The organism is Paenibacillus sp. Soil766, assembly GCF_001428105.1.
GTDB lineage: Bacteria > Bacillota > Bacilli > Paenibacillales > NBRC-103111 > Paenibacillus_E.
In genome coordinates, this window is the sequence record NZ_LMSJ01000016.1 from 25,408 (window position 1) to 42,750 (window position 17,343).

A 17,343-nucleotide genomic window follows, 5' to 3' on the forward strand; every position below is an offset into this window, starting at 1 on the left:
TGAATGAGTATGTGTTTCAGGCAAATAGATGGTGCATCAGGTAAAATGGATGGTCTTCCCAGGCGAATAGATGTTGCTTCAGGCTAGTAGATGGATTATATACAGTTAAATTATGGGTTTTCTCGACAATTACTCAATAAATGGAAAATATACAGTTAATTTTAAAGAATCTAGCCTATGTGAACTAAAACCTAGATTTTAACTACATATTTTCCAGTTAAATCGAATTTTTGAAGAAAATTGTCGCTAATAACTGTATATTTTCCAGTTAAATACAAAATTGAAGCTACGTGTCCCTCCAAACCTGCAAACTCCACCACCACCGCGCGCCACCGATACCACTGATGCCACCATCGCCACCATGACCGCCACCACTACCGATAACCACGACCGCCACCAATGCCACGACCACCACTGATGCCACAGCACGCCACCGATACAACCACGACCACCACCACTACCAATACCCTCCGAACTCTCTTTCGCGAATCCAAGGAGTTAGTCTATGAAAGAGAACTATGTCGAGTGTGATAGTGGTGAGTGTAGAGCAGTTAGTCTTTAAAGAAACTATTCCTATTCAGTTTCCATGAGAATAGCAAGCCTGCCGGCGTCTATAGGAATCCGGCATTGTCCGTTAGACTCCGGTGTATAGGATGTCTTATTTAGAAGGTTCAAAAGCGGTACATCAGATCGCAATGAGCAAGTATGCACGCTGTCCGACCCGTTCACCAACAGATGGAACAAAACTTGTTCCTCACGGAGTACCCTGTACATCCGAAGTTCCGGATAATCAGGATCAACCCGCAAGGATTGCACGGTAAGCCCGGACGATTCGCCGGATTTCGGATAGAGCAGGGTCAGGTAATCGTTGCCGCTATCACCGCTAATACGGAAATGTTCTTGAACAGCTAGCGAGTAAGCACCGGATACAGCCCCATGGTCCGTTGATGCTGTAATCCCACCTGGCTCCAAGAAGGTAACTTCCAGTTTCATTTCATTTAAGCAGTGAGCCGTGATTCGGTTCTTCTCAATATCAGAGGATGTGCTCATAGTATGCAGATTCCAGACGCTGCTCCGCTGACTTCGGATATGATCCCAAATCACATAGACATTAGCACCACCAGCCTTCACATAGGCAAAGTGGCGATGGTAGGTTTCGGCAAGATCATCTGGAATGGAACTTCGGACATAATCCAGTTGGTCAGCGAAGCCAACTTCTTCACAGATGCTCTTAAACGGGCCATTCTGCGCAATACCAGCCTCATCCATAAATTGAACTACGTTATGTGCATGTCCGTTCACATACCAATGGCGGTCTCCGTTGTAATACGCGCCCGTTCCGGGATCAAGGGTCAACGGGGTAGCGTCCGCCCATAGGGAGAAGTGCCCTTCGTCGTGGTGGGCATGATAGGTTAGTGGCGAAGACTCGAATATAGCATAGTTTTCCTGTCCCCATTGACCGAAATGCTGCCGGAAGATGACATACCCGATGCCAGCATAGTGAACGGAAGTTAGCGCTGGTGCTTCCTGTGGAAGTTCTGGCTGCGGGTAGAGAAGCGCCAGCAGGGTACAGGGACTGGACCCTGTATCTCGGACCACGCTGCCCCCGTGCTTCCAGCCCCACATCATTTCCCGGCTAAGCTGGGGATCTGATTGCACATAGAAAGGCGCTGCATAGGAGAACATACGGAACCACTGGTCATCGACTGTCGAATCACCAACAGCGGGAAACAGCAGTTTAGGCTCCGAGTTTGGTCCACCATGAACGGAATCTTTCGGGGTTACTGTGCCAAGTAAGAACCGATACATCATCTTTACCTTGTCATGGGACCAGTAGTCGATCCCTCTAAGTCGCTGCAGCAGCGTGAAGAACAGAAAGTACCGATGCAGCACGGCACCATGGTAGCGGATATTCTCAGGCCACGCGCCATCCTGGTCAACGACATGCTCCAATTGCCAATCTACGACAGCACAGGCATGCGCTAGATAGACTTCAGCAAGTATCTCATCGGGGAAAATTAGTGCGTAGATCCCGAGGCCTGTGGCACGGTCAGCGTTCCAGTTGCTGCGTTTGCCGCCTTTTTCATCTGGAAACTGTTCGAGATCGAACCGGTAGTATTCGGTGTCCATCATCATACCAGCTATATAGCGGAAATGAGATTGAATGGCCGCGTCTTCCTCGGGGAGAATAACGCCGGAGTCGGCAATCTGGTCGTAAATGACGGATAGCACAGCCATGCCTCGTCCAATATGGACGGCCCCGTAAGTATCATCGTCATGCCAGCCAGTCGCCTTGAAAATATCCATGCCTTGGCACATATCTGGCAGCATGTACAGCATCTTCCGCTTGGCTCGCTCCGCGTACAGCGGATCCGCTGTCACCATATAAGCGTCCGCGTCCGCTCCAGCGGTCTCCAGCAGGGCAGCCCAGTTGGTCGGCGTCTTCCGGTTAAAAGGGCACGAAACATATCCCGCATCCATTGGCTGCCCAGCAGCATCCAGGAACCTAATTTCGGTGTATACGCCGTCCTCCGATAAGCGATCATCCATTCGAAGGGTTGTCTGAATGCTGTAATGCTCTTGGGCATATACCGGAATCGGATCTGTCATTGCCAAAAGCACCTGGTCATTATCGGACATGTTCTTTACATACAAACATTGCCCGAGCCTTGAATCCTCAGATCGTTCAAGGGAAGCCGAGCTGGAGGAGGAGCGCGACGCTGTCTCCCACCCAGTTACACCCTGATCAAAGTTGCCATTTGCGATCGGGATTGGCAATCCTCTTTCCGAATTGGTAACCTGCACTTGTCGGATCCAAACGTCTCCTTTTCCTCTGATGTAAAAAGATATCTTCATATTTGCAGCGTTCACTGGTGTTCGAAACACAAAGGGATTCGTACGATAAGCGGATATGAGTTGAATAGGCACAGACAATTCCAATTCGGCAAAGGCATCGGATAACTTCAACTGTCGCTCATATTCCTCCCGCAGTTCAGGCTGCATGGATATTCGGGTGCGAATGCCCTCCAGTTGCTCCGTATCATAGCAGGCGAAAGGCCGTTTAGTCGTCACATTCTTGGAGTCGTTTCTCATCTCATTTACCTCCCGATCAAGTTGGTATAGATTTCACTTCTACTATTACTACTATAGCATCAGCATTGATCGGGAGAGAGGGACAATCCGCGTAAGGAGGAGGGGGAAATCAACTGAATAACGTGTTGCACTGGGTAAATTTGTCTTGTTATATTCAAAAAAAGTTATTAGAATAACTCCTAGGGTAAAAGAAATAATGCTTGTGCCTTATATAAATAATGTTAGTTTGTCTACTTCTTACTTCGGACTTAATGAACCAGAGATCGAGCTGGACATAAGCCTAAATAAAAGTTGTTCATAACAACTTTTATTTAGGTTTTTTGTCACTAAATAATGGAAGGTAAAAGTTAGCCTTACCAGAGCTGAGGATGGGATTTTTGGATAATCATGAAAAGCAAACGCAATACGAAATTGCAAGTCACATTGGAAGATTGCTCAGAGAAGCTTTTGGGAAAGGACCGCAATCGATTTACGTAAGTATCCATCGTCCGTTTATTGTTATATACCTCAAAAATTTTTTATCGCAAACGGAGAAGATTCTTCTGCAGCAGGACCATTCTTGTACCGTTCAACATACGAGGAGTTTAGTGATGGAATCACTAGTACCTGAAATCAAAGCCTATTTGATGCTGTTCACAGGAATGAACATTCGGGAATTTTACTATGACTGGGGATTGCATAACTATTCAGGTGTATTTGTCGGCATTGCAACTGAGGGGGATTCGGTAGATCAGAGCACTCAAGAATGGTATGCAGGGAAAGATGAGATACACCGTGAGATGGAGAGCATCAGTCATCTGATTCAAAAAATCCCCGATGAAACACATTCTTATTTCATTAATGAAAGGACGCTTCTCGTTATTAGATCAGGTATTTTGATCAGTATTGGTAAAGAATTAATTCGGTTAGGTTTTGAAGAAAGTTTAAAGCTTGCCCAGCGAAATCTTGAAAAAAATCATTTGTTTAATAACAATCACTTTCAAAAAATTTTAAAGTCGCCGATTGTGGATATATTTACGGACTGGAATTCCCATTTGGATAAAAGCGTTATTGTGTTTATTTTAAACCCAAGTCACGATTAGAAGCCAATTTGATACATAGATGGATAGAACGCTTCCAGGGGTACATAATAAGTAAAGTTTCAGTTGAATATTTCCAATGAACTAATTAAAATAAATCTGGGGTGAAAGAAATAATGCTTTTGCCTTAATGAAGGATGAATGATGTTGGATAAACAAGCACAAACCGAAATCGCTAGTTACGTAGGCAGGTTGCTACGAGATTCTTTCGGGAAAGGTCCACAATCCATATTTGTCAGCATCAATCGTCCGTTTGTCGTTCTGTATTTAAAACACTTCTTATCACCGACGGAAAAAATCTTACTACATCAAGATCAGATCCATTCCATACAATCGACTAGAGACTTATTGATGAAGTCATTAATTCCTGAAATAAAAGCTTATTTGCTCGTATTTGCTGGCATGAAGATTGGTGAGTTTTATTACGACTGGGGACTTCATAATCATTCGGGTGTTATGGTAGGTATCGAATCTGGGGATGACGATGAACCAATCTCTTTAGAATCCGATTACACAGGGAAAGAGGAGCTTCATCGAGAGATTAGTACGATCTCTCAACAGGTTGAGAAAAAGCCGGACGAAGTGCACTCATTCTTGATCAATGAAAGAAACCTTGTAGTGATCCGAAATGGTATCCTTATTAGTATTGAAAAAGAATTAATACGAATTGGACATGAAGAAAGTTTAAGGTTGGCTAAGCGCAACCTGGAAAAGAGTCATCTCCATAATAACGGCCATTTCCAGAGCTTCCTAAATGCGAAGATTAATGATGTATTTGTCGACTGGGACTTTCATTTGGATAAAAGCGTCATTGTGTTCATCTTAAATCCAGGTCAATAAGTTGGCGGTAATGAACCAGAAAGAACGCTGGGCATCAGCCTAAATAAAAGTTGCTTATTGCAGCTCTTATTTAGGTTTTTTCTATATTTAGTTCACTTTTCGCGAAATGAGGGCAAAACATGGTTGATTTTTATGAACGGAATGAGATATTGGATCGCATTTCAGATGCATTTTTTGCAGTCAATACGGACTGGGAGTTTACATATATTAATGCGGAAGCATCCAAAATTTTATTTGGAAATGCGGACCAGCTTGTTGGTAATTGGATGTGGAGTGAAATACCGACTGCCGTTTATATTACTTTGTATGCACAATTTCATAAAGCGATGCTTGAACAAGTAAGTGTAGAATTTGATGTGTATTATTCTCCTTTAGCAACTTGGTTCGGTGTGAAAGCTTATCCGTCATCCAGCGGCCTTTCAATTTTTTTTCAGGACATCACCCAGAAGAAAGGGATTTCCTTGGAAAAGGAGCAGCACTATGAGTCTCTTTTTAAATATAACCCCGATGCTGTTTTTGCCTTTAATTTGGAAGGGAATTATCTTCAAGTGAATCCGGCTATGGAGCGAATGATCGGTTACCGTGCGGACGAGCTATTAAAAATGTCGTACTTACCATTGATACCGCCGGAGGAACTGGAGAAGACGAGAAGTTATTTTTATCATGCGGCAAAAGGCATTACCCAGCATTATGAAACGAAAGCGATTCACAAAAACGGGGGTATTATTGATGTGAAAGTGACCAACATCCCGATCATTGTTAATGATGAAGTCAAAGGGGTATTCGGAGTAGCGAAGGAGATCACGCAAGAAAACAACCATAAAATGATGCTGCTACAAGCAGAAAAGCTGACCGCAGTCGGCCAGCTAGCGGCTTCTATTGCTCACGAAATTAGGAATCCGCTTACATCATTGAAGGGATTTACCCAACTTATTGAAAAAACCTTACCTGACGCTAAAAAAAATTATTTTACCATCATGAAGGATGAAATTAATCGAATCGATCTGATTACGAGTGAATTGCTGTACTTAGCAAAACCGAAAGCACAAGGGTTCAAAAGTGAACACATTTGGCAAATAATTCAGGATGTCGTCATGCTGATGAGCTCACAAGCTTTAATGAACAATATTGAAATAAGAACGTTTCATCTGGAGGAACTGCCTGTCGTTGAATGTGTAGGGGCTCAGTTGAAGCAGGTTTTTATTAATTTAATCAAAAATGCAATGGAGGCTATGCCTGATGGAGGGCATATTGACATTGTGGGATCAAGACCAACCGCGGAAGTAATAAAAGTCCAAGTCATGGATAATGGTCAAGGAATTCCGCGGGAGCTTATTTCCAAAATCGGCTCACCTTTCTATAGTACCAAAGAGAACGGGACAGGACTTGGCATGATGGCAACCCAGCAAATCATTCATTCTCATAAAGGGACTTTGGAAATAACTAGTCAGGAAGGACTAGGTACAACCATACATATCTGTCTGCCGATCGACGAACAAGCATAAGTAAGTTTCATCGCAAACAAACATACAGGCAATAGCGGCCCCCTAGGCTTTGTTTACAAACAGCGGGCTTAACCGGAGCTGAGCTACATGGAATTTATCGTTTGCTGTGTTTCATTTTGTACATGGCCTCATCCGCTTTTTTCATTAAAGAAGTGATATCCGTCGCATCGCTAGGGTACAGACTGACGCCAGAACTAAATGAAATCGGAATATGAATGTCCTCATATTGAAAAGGAAGTTCGTACAAAAGGGATAATTTTTCACTGATAAAGGTGTCTAATTTCATGCTTTCATGCATGGATGAAATGATCCATACAAATTCGTCTCCTCCTATACGTCCTATACGATCACTAGGTTGAGCGCAGCTTTCCAGAATTTTCGCAAAATGCTTCAGATAAAGATCTCCAATGTAATGACCATATACATCGTTAATTGGTTTGAAACGATCCAAGTCGATTAAGATTAAGGCGAAAAATTCTTGAACCATCATCTTTTGCAACAATTGCTCTTGAAGAGCTGCGCGATTATATAGATTCGTAAGCGGATCATGGTGCGCTAAATATTTGTAGTTTTGTTCGGATTTTAATAATTTACGTTCTGTATCCTTCAACGAAGTAACGTCAGTTAGGTGCATGACAAATAGTTTCTCGTTGGTTTCCTCGATTAATTCTAGGCCGATTATCAAATCCAGATCACCTTTATGCGTATTGACGATTTGGGCCTCCCACTGTACTTCGTTCTCTCGTTGAACCCAAGCCAATCTAGCGGTTAGACTCAACCTGTCATCGAACTGAAAATGGCTCATGATGTCAGAGTCAGCGATACCAGAAAGCCATTGTTTCGCCCTTGGGTTCATTTCTTTTATTTCTCCCTTTTCGTCCAGAAGCAAAATGGCTGTAGGTGCCGATTGGAAAAGATTGTGAAAGAGTTTACGGTAATCCGGCATAATGTCATATTTACCAATTAAGTGACGAAGGGCAACCGCCCAGAACAGATAGCCGATAAAAAATAAAATCATAGCATTCCGTGACGTCACTAGTTTCAATTGTAAGAGAGAAGTGACCATGACAAACCAGGCAAAAAGCAAGAATAAACTGAGGAGCATAGAACGAATAGACTTCTTATGCTTCGATTCACGAGTTCGATACCAAGAGATAGAAAGAATCACAACCGAAATTAGAATATAGCCTGCTATGAAGAGAACGGTAAGAAGCAGAAATAGCGGATCGAGCGGACTTCGTCCATCTGTCACATTGATATCGTATAAGACGCGATGATCTTTGGTACTTAGAAAAAACAGCCATAATACGTAGGGGGCTGCGTAAAAGAGCGGCAAGTATCGCTTCAAGTACGATGTAGTTGAACCTCCAAAGAGTATGCTAAGGTGAATCAAACAGCATATGACTAACAGAAGCATCGGGCTATTCCCATAAAGAACAATTTGCATTTGATATTGAGGCAGTAAGGACGTTTTAATGTATTCCCCTAAGAAATATAACTGAAAAGCAAACATGAGAATAGCCGCAATTCGGTTCATCATACTGTTCATATTTCGGTGAATTAATGTGATTGCCATGTAAAAAAAGAAAAAAGTAGGGAGAAAAATCGTTAGGAAGTCTAAGAACAGTTCATTCATTTGAGATATTCCTTATCATCATTATGTAGTGGAATATTGAATTTTTCATTCTCACATTAGCATGAATTTTACCATTGACGCAATGTAGAAAAAAAACAACGGGTGATTGGAAGACAGCAACGTTATTATAAAAAGGACTTATCATTATAATTAATCTTTCCACCGCTAACGGATTGACAGTTCTTGGCTCTGACTCGTATGATGTTTGTAAATGAATGGAAAGGAGGCCGACGATATGAATCGCAATCAAATTTCTATCAATAACCTGACAATTGAAAAGCATTTTATACCATCGGTCTCAACCGGACTAGTGACGAATACTTAGCTACTCTTGGAGTAAGCCTAGGTAAATTTGACATGAAAAAGCCGTAGACGATGTGGGTCTACGGCTTTTTTGCGTCCACAAAAGAGAGGAACATAACGAATGAAAGAAAATTATTATAGGCAGATCCAGCTCCCATCGGGAGTCGTCCATGTGTACGCAGGACCTGAGTTATTTAAAGGGTTAGATTATCAAGTGTTTCAGATGGCCAACAATAATTTGCAGATTCCGAATGGCATGTATATGAGCTATACACCTGACGTACATGTCGGTGTTGGTACTTGCATCGGTACGACGGCAGTTTGGAACACGCATAATGGATACGTATCACCGTCTATTGTCGGCAGCGATATTGGCTGTGGCATGCGCGTGCATATGACCAATGTGCATAAGGATGAACTGAAAGATGTGAAGCTGCGCCGTAAGCTGGTGAAGACGATCGAGAAGTATTTGCCTGTTGAGGATCACGCACGCGGCCATTTCTCAGACATCCGATTGGAACACATCGTCACCAAAGGACTGCATGGACTTCCCAAGAAGTATATCCCGGACGGCTATACGCCTCGAAAGGCTACTTCACTTACGCATGTAGAGAGCAATAAATTTACAATAGATGAAAATGCTTTGAATCGATTTCCGAGCAACGTTTGGCATCGGTCACATCGTCAGCTCGGGACGCTTGGGAATGGGAACCATTTTGCCGAGATTCAGTCGATCGAAATTGCGGAAGAGAATCGCGATGTGGCAGAAGCCTGGGGACTATTCGATGGTCAAGTGGTCATTATGATTCACTCGGGATCGCGGGCATGGGGTGGCTCAGTGAGTCAAACTTGCAGTAGTGACATCTTGAAGGTGATGCGGATGCACGGATTAGGTACGGCTGATCCTAAGCTGTTATATGCACCATTGGAGCATCCAGAGGCTCAGAACTATGTGAATCTGATGTATTCCGCACTCAATTATGCGGTCGTCAATCGCCACCTGATTGCTTATGCCATTCGTGAGGCTGGTAAAGATGTGTTTGGCTCGAAGTTTGAAATGAGTACGTTGTATGATCTTATGCATAACTATGCGTGGGAAGAAAAGCATGATGAGCAGTCCTATTTTGTACATCGCAAAGGGGCGACGAGATCGCTTCCGGCAGGCCATCCTGATAACCCTCAGCCTTATCTCACAACAGGTCACCCTGCGCTGATTCCCGGTTCAATGGGGACAGCTTCCTATATCATGGTAGGAGCACCTGGTGGCAAAGCTAACTTTCACTCCATCTGTCATGGAGCAGGGCGAATTCGCTCACGCAGTGCGACGAAAAGATTAGTAACACTGAATGAATTCGCTTCTTACATGCGAGTGGGTACGAATGATGAAATTGTTGTAAACCAAAGGTCGTTAGAATCGATTCTAGATGAATCGCCGCAAGCTTATAAAGATGTTGATCAAATTATTGAAAGTGTCGTCGGAGCGGGTTTGGCCGAAGTAGTGGCTAAATGCAAGCCTATGGCGGCAGTAAAAGGTGCTAAATGAAACATAGTGTAAGGATGAATGAAGAATCAGCGGCTGTAACAGCTCCAATTAGGTCTGAAGGCGACTTGCCTAAAGCATACGGGGACTATGTCTATGTGTTAGAACGCATTCAAAATGTGCTGAGGGAGAAATATGGTCATGACTTTGAAACCTATTTAAGTGACGATGGGAAAGAAGAATATTGGGAGCTGCTCGAACAGGATGTGAAGGCAGGATCAAGTGATGTTCAGCTCGTCACTAGAATCTTCGACCATATGGAATCACGTGCATTCGGAATCGATGGGGCAAGTAATGATGCGATATACCGAACGTATCCCACACTTCGAAATAACGTTTTTGCTTACCCGAACTGGGGAATCGCTTTAGCTAGAGTCCCCATCTTTCGCATGCATGGAGTAGGGGTAGAGGATTTTGTTTTTGCTGTGGATGATGCAAGTCTATTGCGTTTTCTAGAACACGCTAGGCAGCGGCGCAGGGATTTAGACCGTCGCCAAGTGACCGTATTCACGGATGGACCTCATGGCATGGAAAAGGAATTGGCACCAATAACACGCATGGTTGACAGATCAGAAGTCATTATGAAGAGTGAAGTGAAGACAGATATTTATCGTGCAATCGATCAGTTTTTTGCTGAGGATCGTGCTTTTTTTAAAGCGTATGAGCTTCCTTACAAAAGAGGTATCCTGCTTTACGGGAAGCCGGGCAATGGAAAAACAACGCTCGTCAAATCGATTGCCGGCAGCGTAAAGGCACCTGTTGCATATTGGCAAATAACTGAGAATACGGGTAGTGAATCTATTGAAGAGGCCTTTCAAGCTGCAGCTACAATGGCGCCAATGATTCTTGTCATTGAAGATATCGATGCGATGCCGCAGCGGGCAAGGTCGTACTTTTTAAACATTTTGGATGGTGCGACTTCGAAAGAAGGGGTTTTCCTCATTGGGACAACGAATTATCCGGAGCAAATTGATCCGGCGCTAATGAACCGGGCAGGGAGATTCGACCGTGCTTATGAAATTAAGCTTCCAGACCTAGAGTTGAGGCAGATCTATTTGGAGCAAAAGGGGATAGGGAAGCTTCTAAATGAAGAGTTGATTCGCGTAACGGCGAAGCAAACAGAAGGGTTTACGTTTGCTCAGTTAAATGAATTGTATGTATCCGCTGCACTTCAGTGGCACTACGAGCAAAGCGTGGATATCGAGAAGCTTGTTAAGTCCATGAAGTTAGATCTGCATAAAGGGCAGACGATGTCATGGATGAAAGAGGACACGGATGTGAGGGTTGGTTTTTTGGTTAGTTAGGGAATGTGATGATAAATGAAGAGGAGGTGTCGTAACATGATGAATCAACTCATCGACATAGGTGTTAATTTAATGCATCGCTCTTTTGATCACGACCGAGAGGATGTGGTTGCGAGAGCGCATGCGGCGGGAGTGACCCCGCTCATCATGACGGGAACAAGCCTAAGAAGCAGCGATGAAGCGTCGCGATATGCAGGAAAATTTCCTGGGAAATTAGTTGCAACGGCAGGGATACATCCGCACGACACGCGCAATTGCAAGGAGAATACGATGGTTAGGCTGCGACAGTTGGCGAAGCAGCCGCAAGTGGTTGCCATTGGTGAGTGCGGACTAGACTACAACCGTGATTTTTCACCTCGCGATGTACAGCGGAAGTGGTTTGAGGCACAGATACAGCTGGCTTGCGAGCTGCAAATGCCACTTTTCCTACATGAGCGCGAAGCTCATTACGATTTCGTTCGTATTATGAAGACGTATGCCGGATCTATGCATAAGGTTGTTGTTCATTGCTTTACCGGATCGATGCAAGAGCTTCAGGTATATCTGCAACTAGGCTTCTATATTGGAATCACAGGCTGGATTTGTGATGAACGTAGAGGCAAGCACTTGCGTGAACTTGTAAAGAAAATACCGTTAGATCGTTTAATGCTAGAAACAGATGCCCCCTTTCTTACACCAAGGGATCTAACCGTTAAGCCGCAGGATGGCCGGAATGAGCCTTCTTTTCTTCCGCACATTGCAGCGACAGTTGCTGGATGCCTTGGGATCACTGCCGAGGAACTTGCAGAATCAACTGCACAAACGACAAAGGATTTTTTTGGATTGAGTCTATGATCTTGTCTTACAAGTATTTCTCAGTGCCCATCAGTTTCATCTTGCGGTACATGCTGGGGGATTGATCGAATGCTTTCTTAAATAGTTTGGAAAAATGGAATTCATCATAAAAATGCAGCTTAGCTGCAATTTCTTTCAAGGATAAGCTAGTGGTTTCGAGGGCAACTCTCGCAGCCGCTAGCTTTAGTTTTAATAGATAATCCGTTGGAGACAAGCCTGTTAGTGCGCGGAACCGATTGAAAAAGGTCGTACGCGACCAGCCGCATAGCTGGAGCAGGTCTTCAATGCGAATTTGCTTGTCCAAATTCCGATGGATATAAATGAGGATTTGGTTGAGCTCGGTGTGATGAGAAAGGGCAACCAAAGAATGTTCTCTAGTAAACAGGAGAAACATTTCTTGCAGTAAAATGTTTGACGCATATTCGTAGCCAAGAGGCTGAGCGATTAAGCCGTCAATCATCCGTTCGCACAATTGCATGGCTTCTGCCATTTTACCAGTCGAGATAACTTCCCTTATGGGGAGCTGAAGATTGCGGGTCATGTACAGTTGGCTGAAGTCTAAAAAGTAAAATTTCCAATTGTTGTTCAGACATTTGTACATGGCAGGGATGCTGTCTTCCACGAAGAAAAAAGTGTTTTTCTCCAGCTCATACGTTTGATTGGCTAGCGTAATGCTACCTTTCCCATCAAAAGTAAGGAAAACACCAGGACATTTGAAACCTCCACGTTTCCATACTTCATAGCTATTATTGGCATGAACCTTCCAGATGGAGTGAAATAGGGGAAGGGAAACGTCTCTCTTTTCTAACTCATAAGGAATGTCGATATAGGTCACGGAGTGCTCCTTCGCTACAGTCTTCGTTATTGTACGATTATACATGAAATGACAACGCTAATCCATGGTGGAACTCATTTGTGTATCCTATACTTTGACTATAAGCAAGAAAGATAGGACTGAGGAGAGTGGATGAGGATGATGGTGAAAGTAGGCAACCGCGAATTAGAGATGCCTGGGCAGCATTTAACGGAGCTAAGAAGCTCCAATGATATTTTTCACGATATCGAAGCATTGCGTGAGCGTATGGAAGAGGATGGGTACTTGCTCATTCGTGGATTTCATAATCGGGACATGGTGTTAGAGGCTCGTACAAGTATTCTGGAAAAAATGGCTCAGATGGGGAAGCTAGATCGTGATACTCAGCTTGAGGATGGGGTGATGGCTGATGGCAGCAAAACCATTTTCATGGGCGGTACGAATGAAGATTTAACTGCACTTATAAATGTTTTGAACGGCGAACATATTATGCGCTTCTTTGATGAATTTCTGGGTGAACAATCGTTAACCTACCATTACAAATGGTTGAGAGCGGTTGGTAAAGGCGACTTCACAGGAGCGCATTATGATATCGTTTATATGGGGAGAGGGACTCATAATGTGTATACGGTATGGTCTCCGCTCGGAGATGTACCCTATGATATGGGAGGACTGGCCATCTGCCTTGGCTCACACCGTTTTGAGAAATTGAAGGCGTCCTATGGCTCCAAGGATTCTGATCGTGATGGGGTAAATCACTATACAGATGATCCGTTGATCATTACGGAGAAATTTGGCGGTAAGTGGGCAACGACTGAATTTCAGGGGGGAGATGTGCTTATCTTTGGCATGTTCTTGATGCATTGTTCCCTGGAGAATACGACGAATCAGTACCGGATTAGTGTAGATGCGAGGTATCAGTCTGTGAATGAGAAGGTAGATGAAAGATGGAGCGGGAAAAAGCCGAGGGGCCATTTTAAATAAGAAAAATAAAACGACGGAAACGCAGAGAATTCGTTCCGTCGTTTCTCATTCCATTTCCTAGAGGCGATCCTCTCGGCCAGTTTCCGCCGATTCATATATCGCGGACAAGATTTGGATCATTTCCACGCCATGCTCTGGCCGAATGATCGGCTCTGCTCGTCCAGACAGGCAATCAATAAAGTGATTAATATTGGCATGATGCATTTTGGCTGTTTTCACATGAGTTCGGGAAGGTTTGCTGTCGACTAGTTGACCATTTATTTCTGAGAATAAACCTAACTCAAAATTTCGGTAACTTGCGCCGGCTTTCGTCCCGCGAAGCTCGACAAAATATGTCTCTTCTTCAATATTGGAGGCCCAGCTGAACTCGACTTGCAGCGTAGCGCCGTTGTCAAAGCGGATAAAGCCTACAGCCAAATCTTCCACATCGAATGTGCCATCGACATGCTTCTCTCCGAAGCCGCTGTCCTTGGAGTCCGATAGTTCGTTGTCAGCAAATTTACGGTAAGTGGCCCCGCTGACCGCGACAGGCTTGGGATTGCCCATGACCCACACCGCTATATCGATGAAATGAACGCCTAAATCAATTAAAGGACCTCCGCCAGATAATTCTTTCGTCGTGAACCATCCGCCCTTGCCAGGGATGCCCCTGCGACGAATCCAACCGCAGCGTCCGGTATAGATCTCACCGAGACCGCCTTCTTTCGCAATCTTCTGTAGGAATTGGGCATTCGGATGGAAGCGATTATTGCGGATCGTCATGAGCAGCTTGCCGCTTTGGGCTGCAGCATCAGCCATCTTTTGCGCTTCGACGGGAGAGACCGCATCTGGCTTCTCACAGATGACGTGGATCCCCGCTTGTAATGCCGCAATCGCAATTTCCGAATGATACAGGTTCGGTGTACAAATATCAATCACATCCAAATCCGCTTCGATCAGCATTTGCTTATAATCGGTGTAAACGAGGTTTGCACCCGACAGCTCAGCCATTTCGTGCGCAGGTGCTTCATTCACGTCACAGATGGCGACGATCTCACACTCTTGATTGTCCATCCAGGCCGACAAATGCGACTCTTTGAAAATGCCACCTGCTCCAGCGATACCAATTCGATATGTTGATCTCATTGTTCGATCCTCCTCCATGTAGGGCACACTTGCCTATACGATTCATTATTAAACGAATTCTCATGCAAATTCATTATAAGAAACCCCTTTATCAGCAGGAATATCCGATCTTGTATCAGTTGACTTATTTTGCATTTTTTTAATGAAAGAGTTTATGGTTTCGAGTAGAGTTGAGGTGAGTGGGAGTTGTAGGAGTAGACGTATAGGCATGGCATTGCTGCATTTCCCTCCAAATCCATAAAAGACACCAATACCGACTGAAAATGTAGCCATTTATTGTAATTGAAAGAAACAAAAGGAGCCGACCATGGAAAATTACGGATTTCGGTATATAGATGTGGGTTATTCCCGCCATCGAGCACCGCATCGCAACCAGTTGGAACGTAGAAAGGACGGCGTACTGATGAGGTTGCAAGTGAATGGTACTTGCCGTGTTGATCTTAACGGCATTCCTCATCACATTCGTTCCGGCGATTTGATTATTTCCAGGCCAGGAGGTACCTATCAGTTGTTCATAGGTGAAGAGAGGGGGCTGGATGGACAGTGCCTAGTCGATAGTGCGGATTACTATGTGGTATGTGGGGGGGGGGATGGGTCGACCATTGGCTATCCAGTCAGTCCTTAATCGATGTCGCGCACATTGAGGTCAATGATGAATTACTTAGCCTGTGGCGGAGGATAATTTATGAAAAACGGAATTTGCATGAGAACAACACAGAGATAATTGCCTGCTGCACCAAGCTGCTTTGCTTGACGCTTGAGCGGTCCATCGATAAATTGTTGGCCGCCGGCGGTCGCAAAGAACATTTCATTGCATATAAGCTTAAGCAATATATTGAAAAGCATGCGACGGAAGCTTTCACACTAGAGGAGCTGGCCGCACGCAATGGCGTTAGTTCGTCAACCGCCTCCCACGTGTATAAGGAGGCCTTTGGCTTGCCGCCTATGCGCTATGTGGTCGATGTCCGTCTAGCTATTGCCAGTGACCGAATCCTATACAGTGATATGCATCTAGAGGACGCAGCCGAAGCATCCGGTTTCCGCAGCTACCCATACTTCTGCCGCGCATTTCGCTCCAAATATGGACAAAGTCCCAGTGAATATCGGATGCAACACCGGAAAATTGACGAAATGAGATCCTTCGGCAGCGATTTATGAAAACAGATGTTGTTCCCAAATAATCATGTAAACAACCAAAAAGATCATGAAAAGCCTCTTCTCCTATTCGCTTTGACTGAATATCCGACGAAAGTCGCTGGGTCTCACGCTGGTTTTACTATGGAACAGATTTGAAAAGTAATGCGGATCCTCATATCCGAGCTTGTATCCAATATCACTTATGGTTAATCGTGTATCGAGCAGCATCAGCTTAGCGGATTCTATTTTTTTGGTAATGACATAGTTATAGATGGTTGTTCCGACTTCACGTTTAAATAAACGATTCATTTGCTTCATAGAAAGGCCAATGTGGGAGGAGAGCCCACGCGAGTCGAAGGGATGAAGGATGCTGTTATCCAAATATTGTTTGATGGCTTGGACTGTAGAAGTTAAGGCGTTACCTCTTTTACGCAACGTTTCAGAGAGGCCTACGATCATTCGCATGAGGATAATTTGAAGCTCGGTTTGCATGTCCACGACGGATGTTTGTTTTGCAGCTTCAATAGCCTCTGTAAACAAATGCGCTAATCCGCTGTCCGTAGTCACGATATGCGAAAGTAATTGATAGGCTTCGAGCATCTTTAGGATCCAATTTCCGCTGATATTGAGCCAAATATAACTCCATTGCTCCTCGTGATTCGTATCTGAGGTAACCTCATGATAGTTCCCTGCTGGAAGGATAAAGATGTCCCCCTGACAAGCCGTGTAGGATTGGTTACCAACCTTTACTGCTCCTTGTCCGGATAATACAAAACCGAAAACGGTAATTGTAGCAAGCGTTCGAATATTCCTGTAATCCTTTTCACAATAATTAATGCCCAAGAACTGCACACTCAGAGGAGGGGGATCCCCTACTAATGGCAGGTGATAGATAGGCCCGGATTTGCTAGGTTTATTTACTATCACGTGCATGGGGAAGTTCCCTCCTTCATCTTGGGTTAGTACCGATCTAGTCCGACACTTCTTTCGGTAATTCTACCAAGAACCTGCGTGGATGCACAACATTTTTGTTTGTTGTCAAGATGTCCCTTTTCCTCACCTTGTGTACCTCTTTCTCTATTAAGCGTTTGTACAAAGCACGCTATACTTATCCTACAAACACAATGAGGAAGATGAAAGGAATCATCC

General features: G+C 44.2%; 14 protein-coding genes. 9 read left to right on the forward strand and 5 right to left on the reverse strand.

Translation table 11 applies throughout. The features are described from left to right. Positions 1-573: 573 nt before the first annotated feature. Positions 574-3,093 (reverse strand): heparinase II/III domain-containing protein, encoded by a 2,520-nt coding sequence (locus ASG89_RS13520; RefSeq protein ID WP_057311239.1) that lies wholly within the window; start codon positions 3,091-3,093, stop codon positions 574-576. Between the two features lie 377 nt (positions 3,094-3,470). Here ASG89_RS13520 and ASG89_RS13525 point away from each other — a divergent pair, with 377 nt between their 5' ends. The 3 genes from ASG89_RS13525 to ASG89_RS13535 all read left to right on the forward strand — a co-directional run bounded on the left by ASG89_RS13525 (position 3,471) and on the right by ASG89_RS13535 (position 6,517). Continuing rightward, positions 3,471-4,175 carry a DUF2294 domain-containing protein gene (locus ASG89_RS13525; protein ID WP_082593073.1) on the forward strand — a complete coding sequence of 235 codons (705 nt, stop codon included), beginning with the start codon at positions 3,471-3,473 and terminating at the stop codon, positions 4,173-4,175. Between the two features lie 141 nt (positions 4,176-4,316). Next, positions 4,317-5,012 carry a Na-translocating system protein MpsC family protein gene (locus ASG89_RS13530; RefSeq protein ID WP_063867864.1) on the forward strand — a complete coding sequence of 232 codons (696 nt, stop codon included), beginning with the start codon at positions 4,317-4,319 and terminating at the stop codon, positions 5,010-5,012. 119 nt (positions 5,013-5,131) lie between these two features. After that, positions 5,132-6,517 carry a PAS domain-containing sensor histidine kinase gene (locus tag ASG89_RS13535; RefSeq protein WP_057311242.1) on the forward strand — a complete coding sequence of 462 codons (1,386 nt, stop codon included), beginning with the start codon at positions 5,132-5,134 and terminating at the stop codon, positions 6,515-6,517. 94 nt (positions 6,518-6,611) lie between these two features. Here the strand turns inward: ASG89_RS13535 and ASG89_RS13540 are convergent, their stop codons facing one another. Then, the gene (locus ASG89_RS13540; RefSeq protein ID WP_057311243.1) at positions 6,612-8,153 is read right to left on the reverse strand and encodes a sensor domain-containing diguanylate cyclase; all 1,542 of its coding nucleotides are present in this window, start codon (positions 8,151-8,153) and stop codon (positions 6,612-6,614) included. 424 nt (positions 8,154-8,577) lie between these two features. Between ASG89_RS13540 and ASG89_RS13545 the strand changes: the two genes are divergently transcribed. Genes ASG89_RS13545 through ASG89_RS13555 form a run of 3 tightly spaced genes read left to right on the forward strand, consistent with a single transcriptional unit; the run spans position 8,578 to position 12,134 of the window. Then, positions 8,578-9,999, forward strand: coding sequence for an RtcB family protein (locus ASG89_RS13545; protein ID WP_057311244.1), 1,422 nt, complete (start codon positions 8,578-8,580; stop codon positions 9,997-9,999). 14 nt (positions 10,000-10,013) lie between these two features. Next, positions 10,014-11,300, forward strand: a complete 1,287-nt coding sequence (locus ASG89_RS13550; RefSeq protein WP_057311307.1) for an AAA family ATPase — start codon at positions 10,014-10,016, stop codon at positions 11,298-11,300. A 36-nt stretch (positions 11,301-11,336) separates the two neighbouring features. Next, positions 11,337-12,134, forward strand: coding sequence for a TatD family hydrolase (locus ASG89_RS13555; protein WP_057311245.1), 798 nt, complete (start codon positions 11,337-11,339; stop codon positions 12,132-12,134). A 7-nt stretch (positions 12,135-12,141) separates the two neighbouring features. On the opposite strand, the gene ASG89_RS13560 is transcribed toward ASG89_RS13555, so the two are convergent. After that, the gene (locus tag ASG89_RS13560) at positions 12,142-13,014 is read right to left on the reverse strand and encodes an AraC family transcriptional regulator (protein ID WP_082593077.1); all 873 of its coding nucleotides are present in this window, start codon (positions 13,012-13,014) and stop codon (positions 12,142-12,144) included. 93 nt (positions 13,015-13,107) lie between these two features. On the opposite strand from ASG89_RS13560, the gene ASG89_RS13565 reads away from it, so the two are divergent. Continuing rightward, entirely contained in the window at positions 13,108-13,932 is an 825-nt protein-coding gene (locus ASG89_RS13565; RefSeq protein WP_057311247.1) for a phytanoyl-CoA dioxygenase family protein, read from the forward strand. Between the two features lie 57 nt (positions 13,933-13,989). Here ASG89_RS13565 and ASG89_RS13570 read toward each other — a convergent pair whose 3' ends face one another. Beyond that, positions 13,990-15,057, reverse strand: a complete 1,068-nt coding sequence (locus tag ASG89_RS13570) for a Gfo/Idh/MocA family protein (protein ID WP_057311248.1) — start codon at positions 15,055-15,057, stop codon at positions 13,990-13,992. Positions 15,058-15,364: 307 nt separating this feature from the next. Here ASG89_RS13570 and ASG89_RS36385 point away from each other — a divergent pair, with 307 nt between their 5' ends. Together ASG89_RS36385 and ASG89_RS13580 are read left to right on the forward strand one after the other, a co-directional pair. After that, a complete protein-coding gene (locus tag ASG89_RS36385; RefSeq protein WP_057311249.1) occupies positions 15,365-15,682 on the forward strand; it encodes a hypothetical protein in 318 nt (105 codons plus the stop codon). A gap of 74 nt (positions 15,683-15,756) precedes the next feature. After that, a complete protein-coding gene (locus ASG89_RS13580) occupies positions 15,757-16,215 on the forward strand; it encodes a helix-turn-helix domain-containing protein (RefSeq protein WP_057311250.1) in 459 nt (152 codons plus the stop codon). A gap of 63 nt (positions 16,216-16,278) precedes the next feature. On the opposite strand, the gene ASG89_RS13585 is transcribed toward ASG89_RS13580, so the two are convergent. Further along, positions 16,279-17,127 (reverse strand): helix-turn-helix domain-containing protein, encoded by an 849-nt coding sequence (locus ASG89_RS13585; RefSeq protein WP_057311251.1) that lies wholly within the window; start codon positions 17,125-17,127, stop codon positions 16,279-16,281. Between the last annotated feature and the right edge of the window lie 216 nt (positions 17,128-17,343).

Excerpts from the sequence above, each read along its gene's own strand:
- ASG89_RS13520 (WP_057311239.1), bottom strand. The coding sequence starts at position 3,093 with ATGAGAAACGACTCCAAGAATGTGACGACTAAACGGCCTTTCGCCTGC.
- ASG89_RS13530 (WP_063867864.1), top strand. The coding sequence starts at position 4,317 with ATGTTGGATAAACAAGCACAAACCGAAATCGCTAGTTACGTAGGCAGG.
- ASG89_RS13535 (WP_057311242.1), top strand. The coding sequence starts at position 5,132 with ATGGTTGATTTTTATGAACGGAATGAGATATTGGATCGCATTTCAGAT.
- ASG89_RS13540 (WP_057311243.1), bottom strand. The coding sequence starts at position 8,153 with ATGAATGAACTGTTCTTAGACTTCCTAACGATTTTTCTCCCTACTTTT.
- ASG89_RS13545 (WP_057311244.1), top strand. The coding sequence starts at position 8,578 with ATGAAAGAAAATTATTATAGGCAGATCCAGCTCCCATCGGGAGTCGTC.
- ASG89_RS13550 (WP_057311307.1), top strand. The coding sequence starts at position 10,014 with ATGAATGAAGAATCAGCGGCTGTAACAGCTCCAATTAGGTCTGAAGGC.
- ASG89_RS13555 (WP_057311245.1), top strand. The coding sequence starts at position 11,337 with ATGATGAATCAACTCATCGACATAGGTGTTAATTTAATGCATCGCTCT.
- ASG89_RS13560 (WP_082593077.1), bottom strand. The coding sequence starts at position 13,014 with ATGTATAATCGTACAATAACGAAGACTGTAGCGAAGGAGCACTCCGTG.
- ASG89_RS13565 (WP_057311247.1), top strand. The coding sequence starts at position 13,108 with ATGATGGTGAAAGTAGGCAACCGCGAATTAGAGATGCCTGGGCAGCAT.
- ASG89_RS13570 (WP_057311248.1), bottom strand. The coding sequence starts at position 15,057 with ATGAGATCAACATATCGAATTGGTATCGCTGGAGCAGGTGGCATTTTC.
- ASG89_RS36385 (WP_057311249.1), top strand. The coding sequence starts at position 15,365 with ATGGAAAATTACGGATTTCGGTATATAGATGTGGGTTATTCCCGCCAT.
- ASG89_RS13585 (WP_057311251.1), bottom strand. The coding sequence starts at position 17,127 with ATGCACGTGATAGTAAATAAACCTAGCAAATCCGGGCCTATCTATCAC.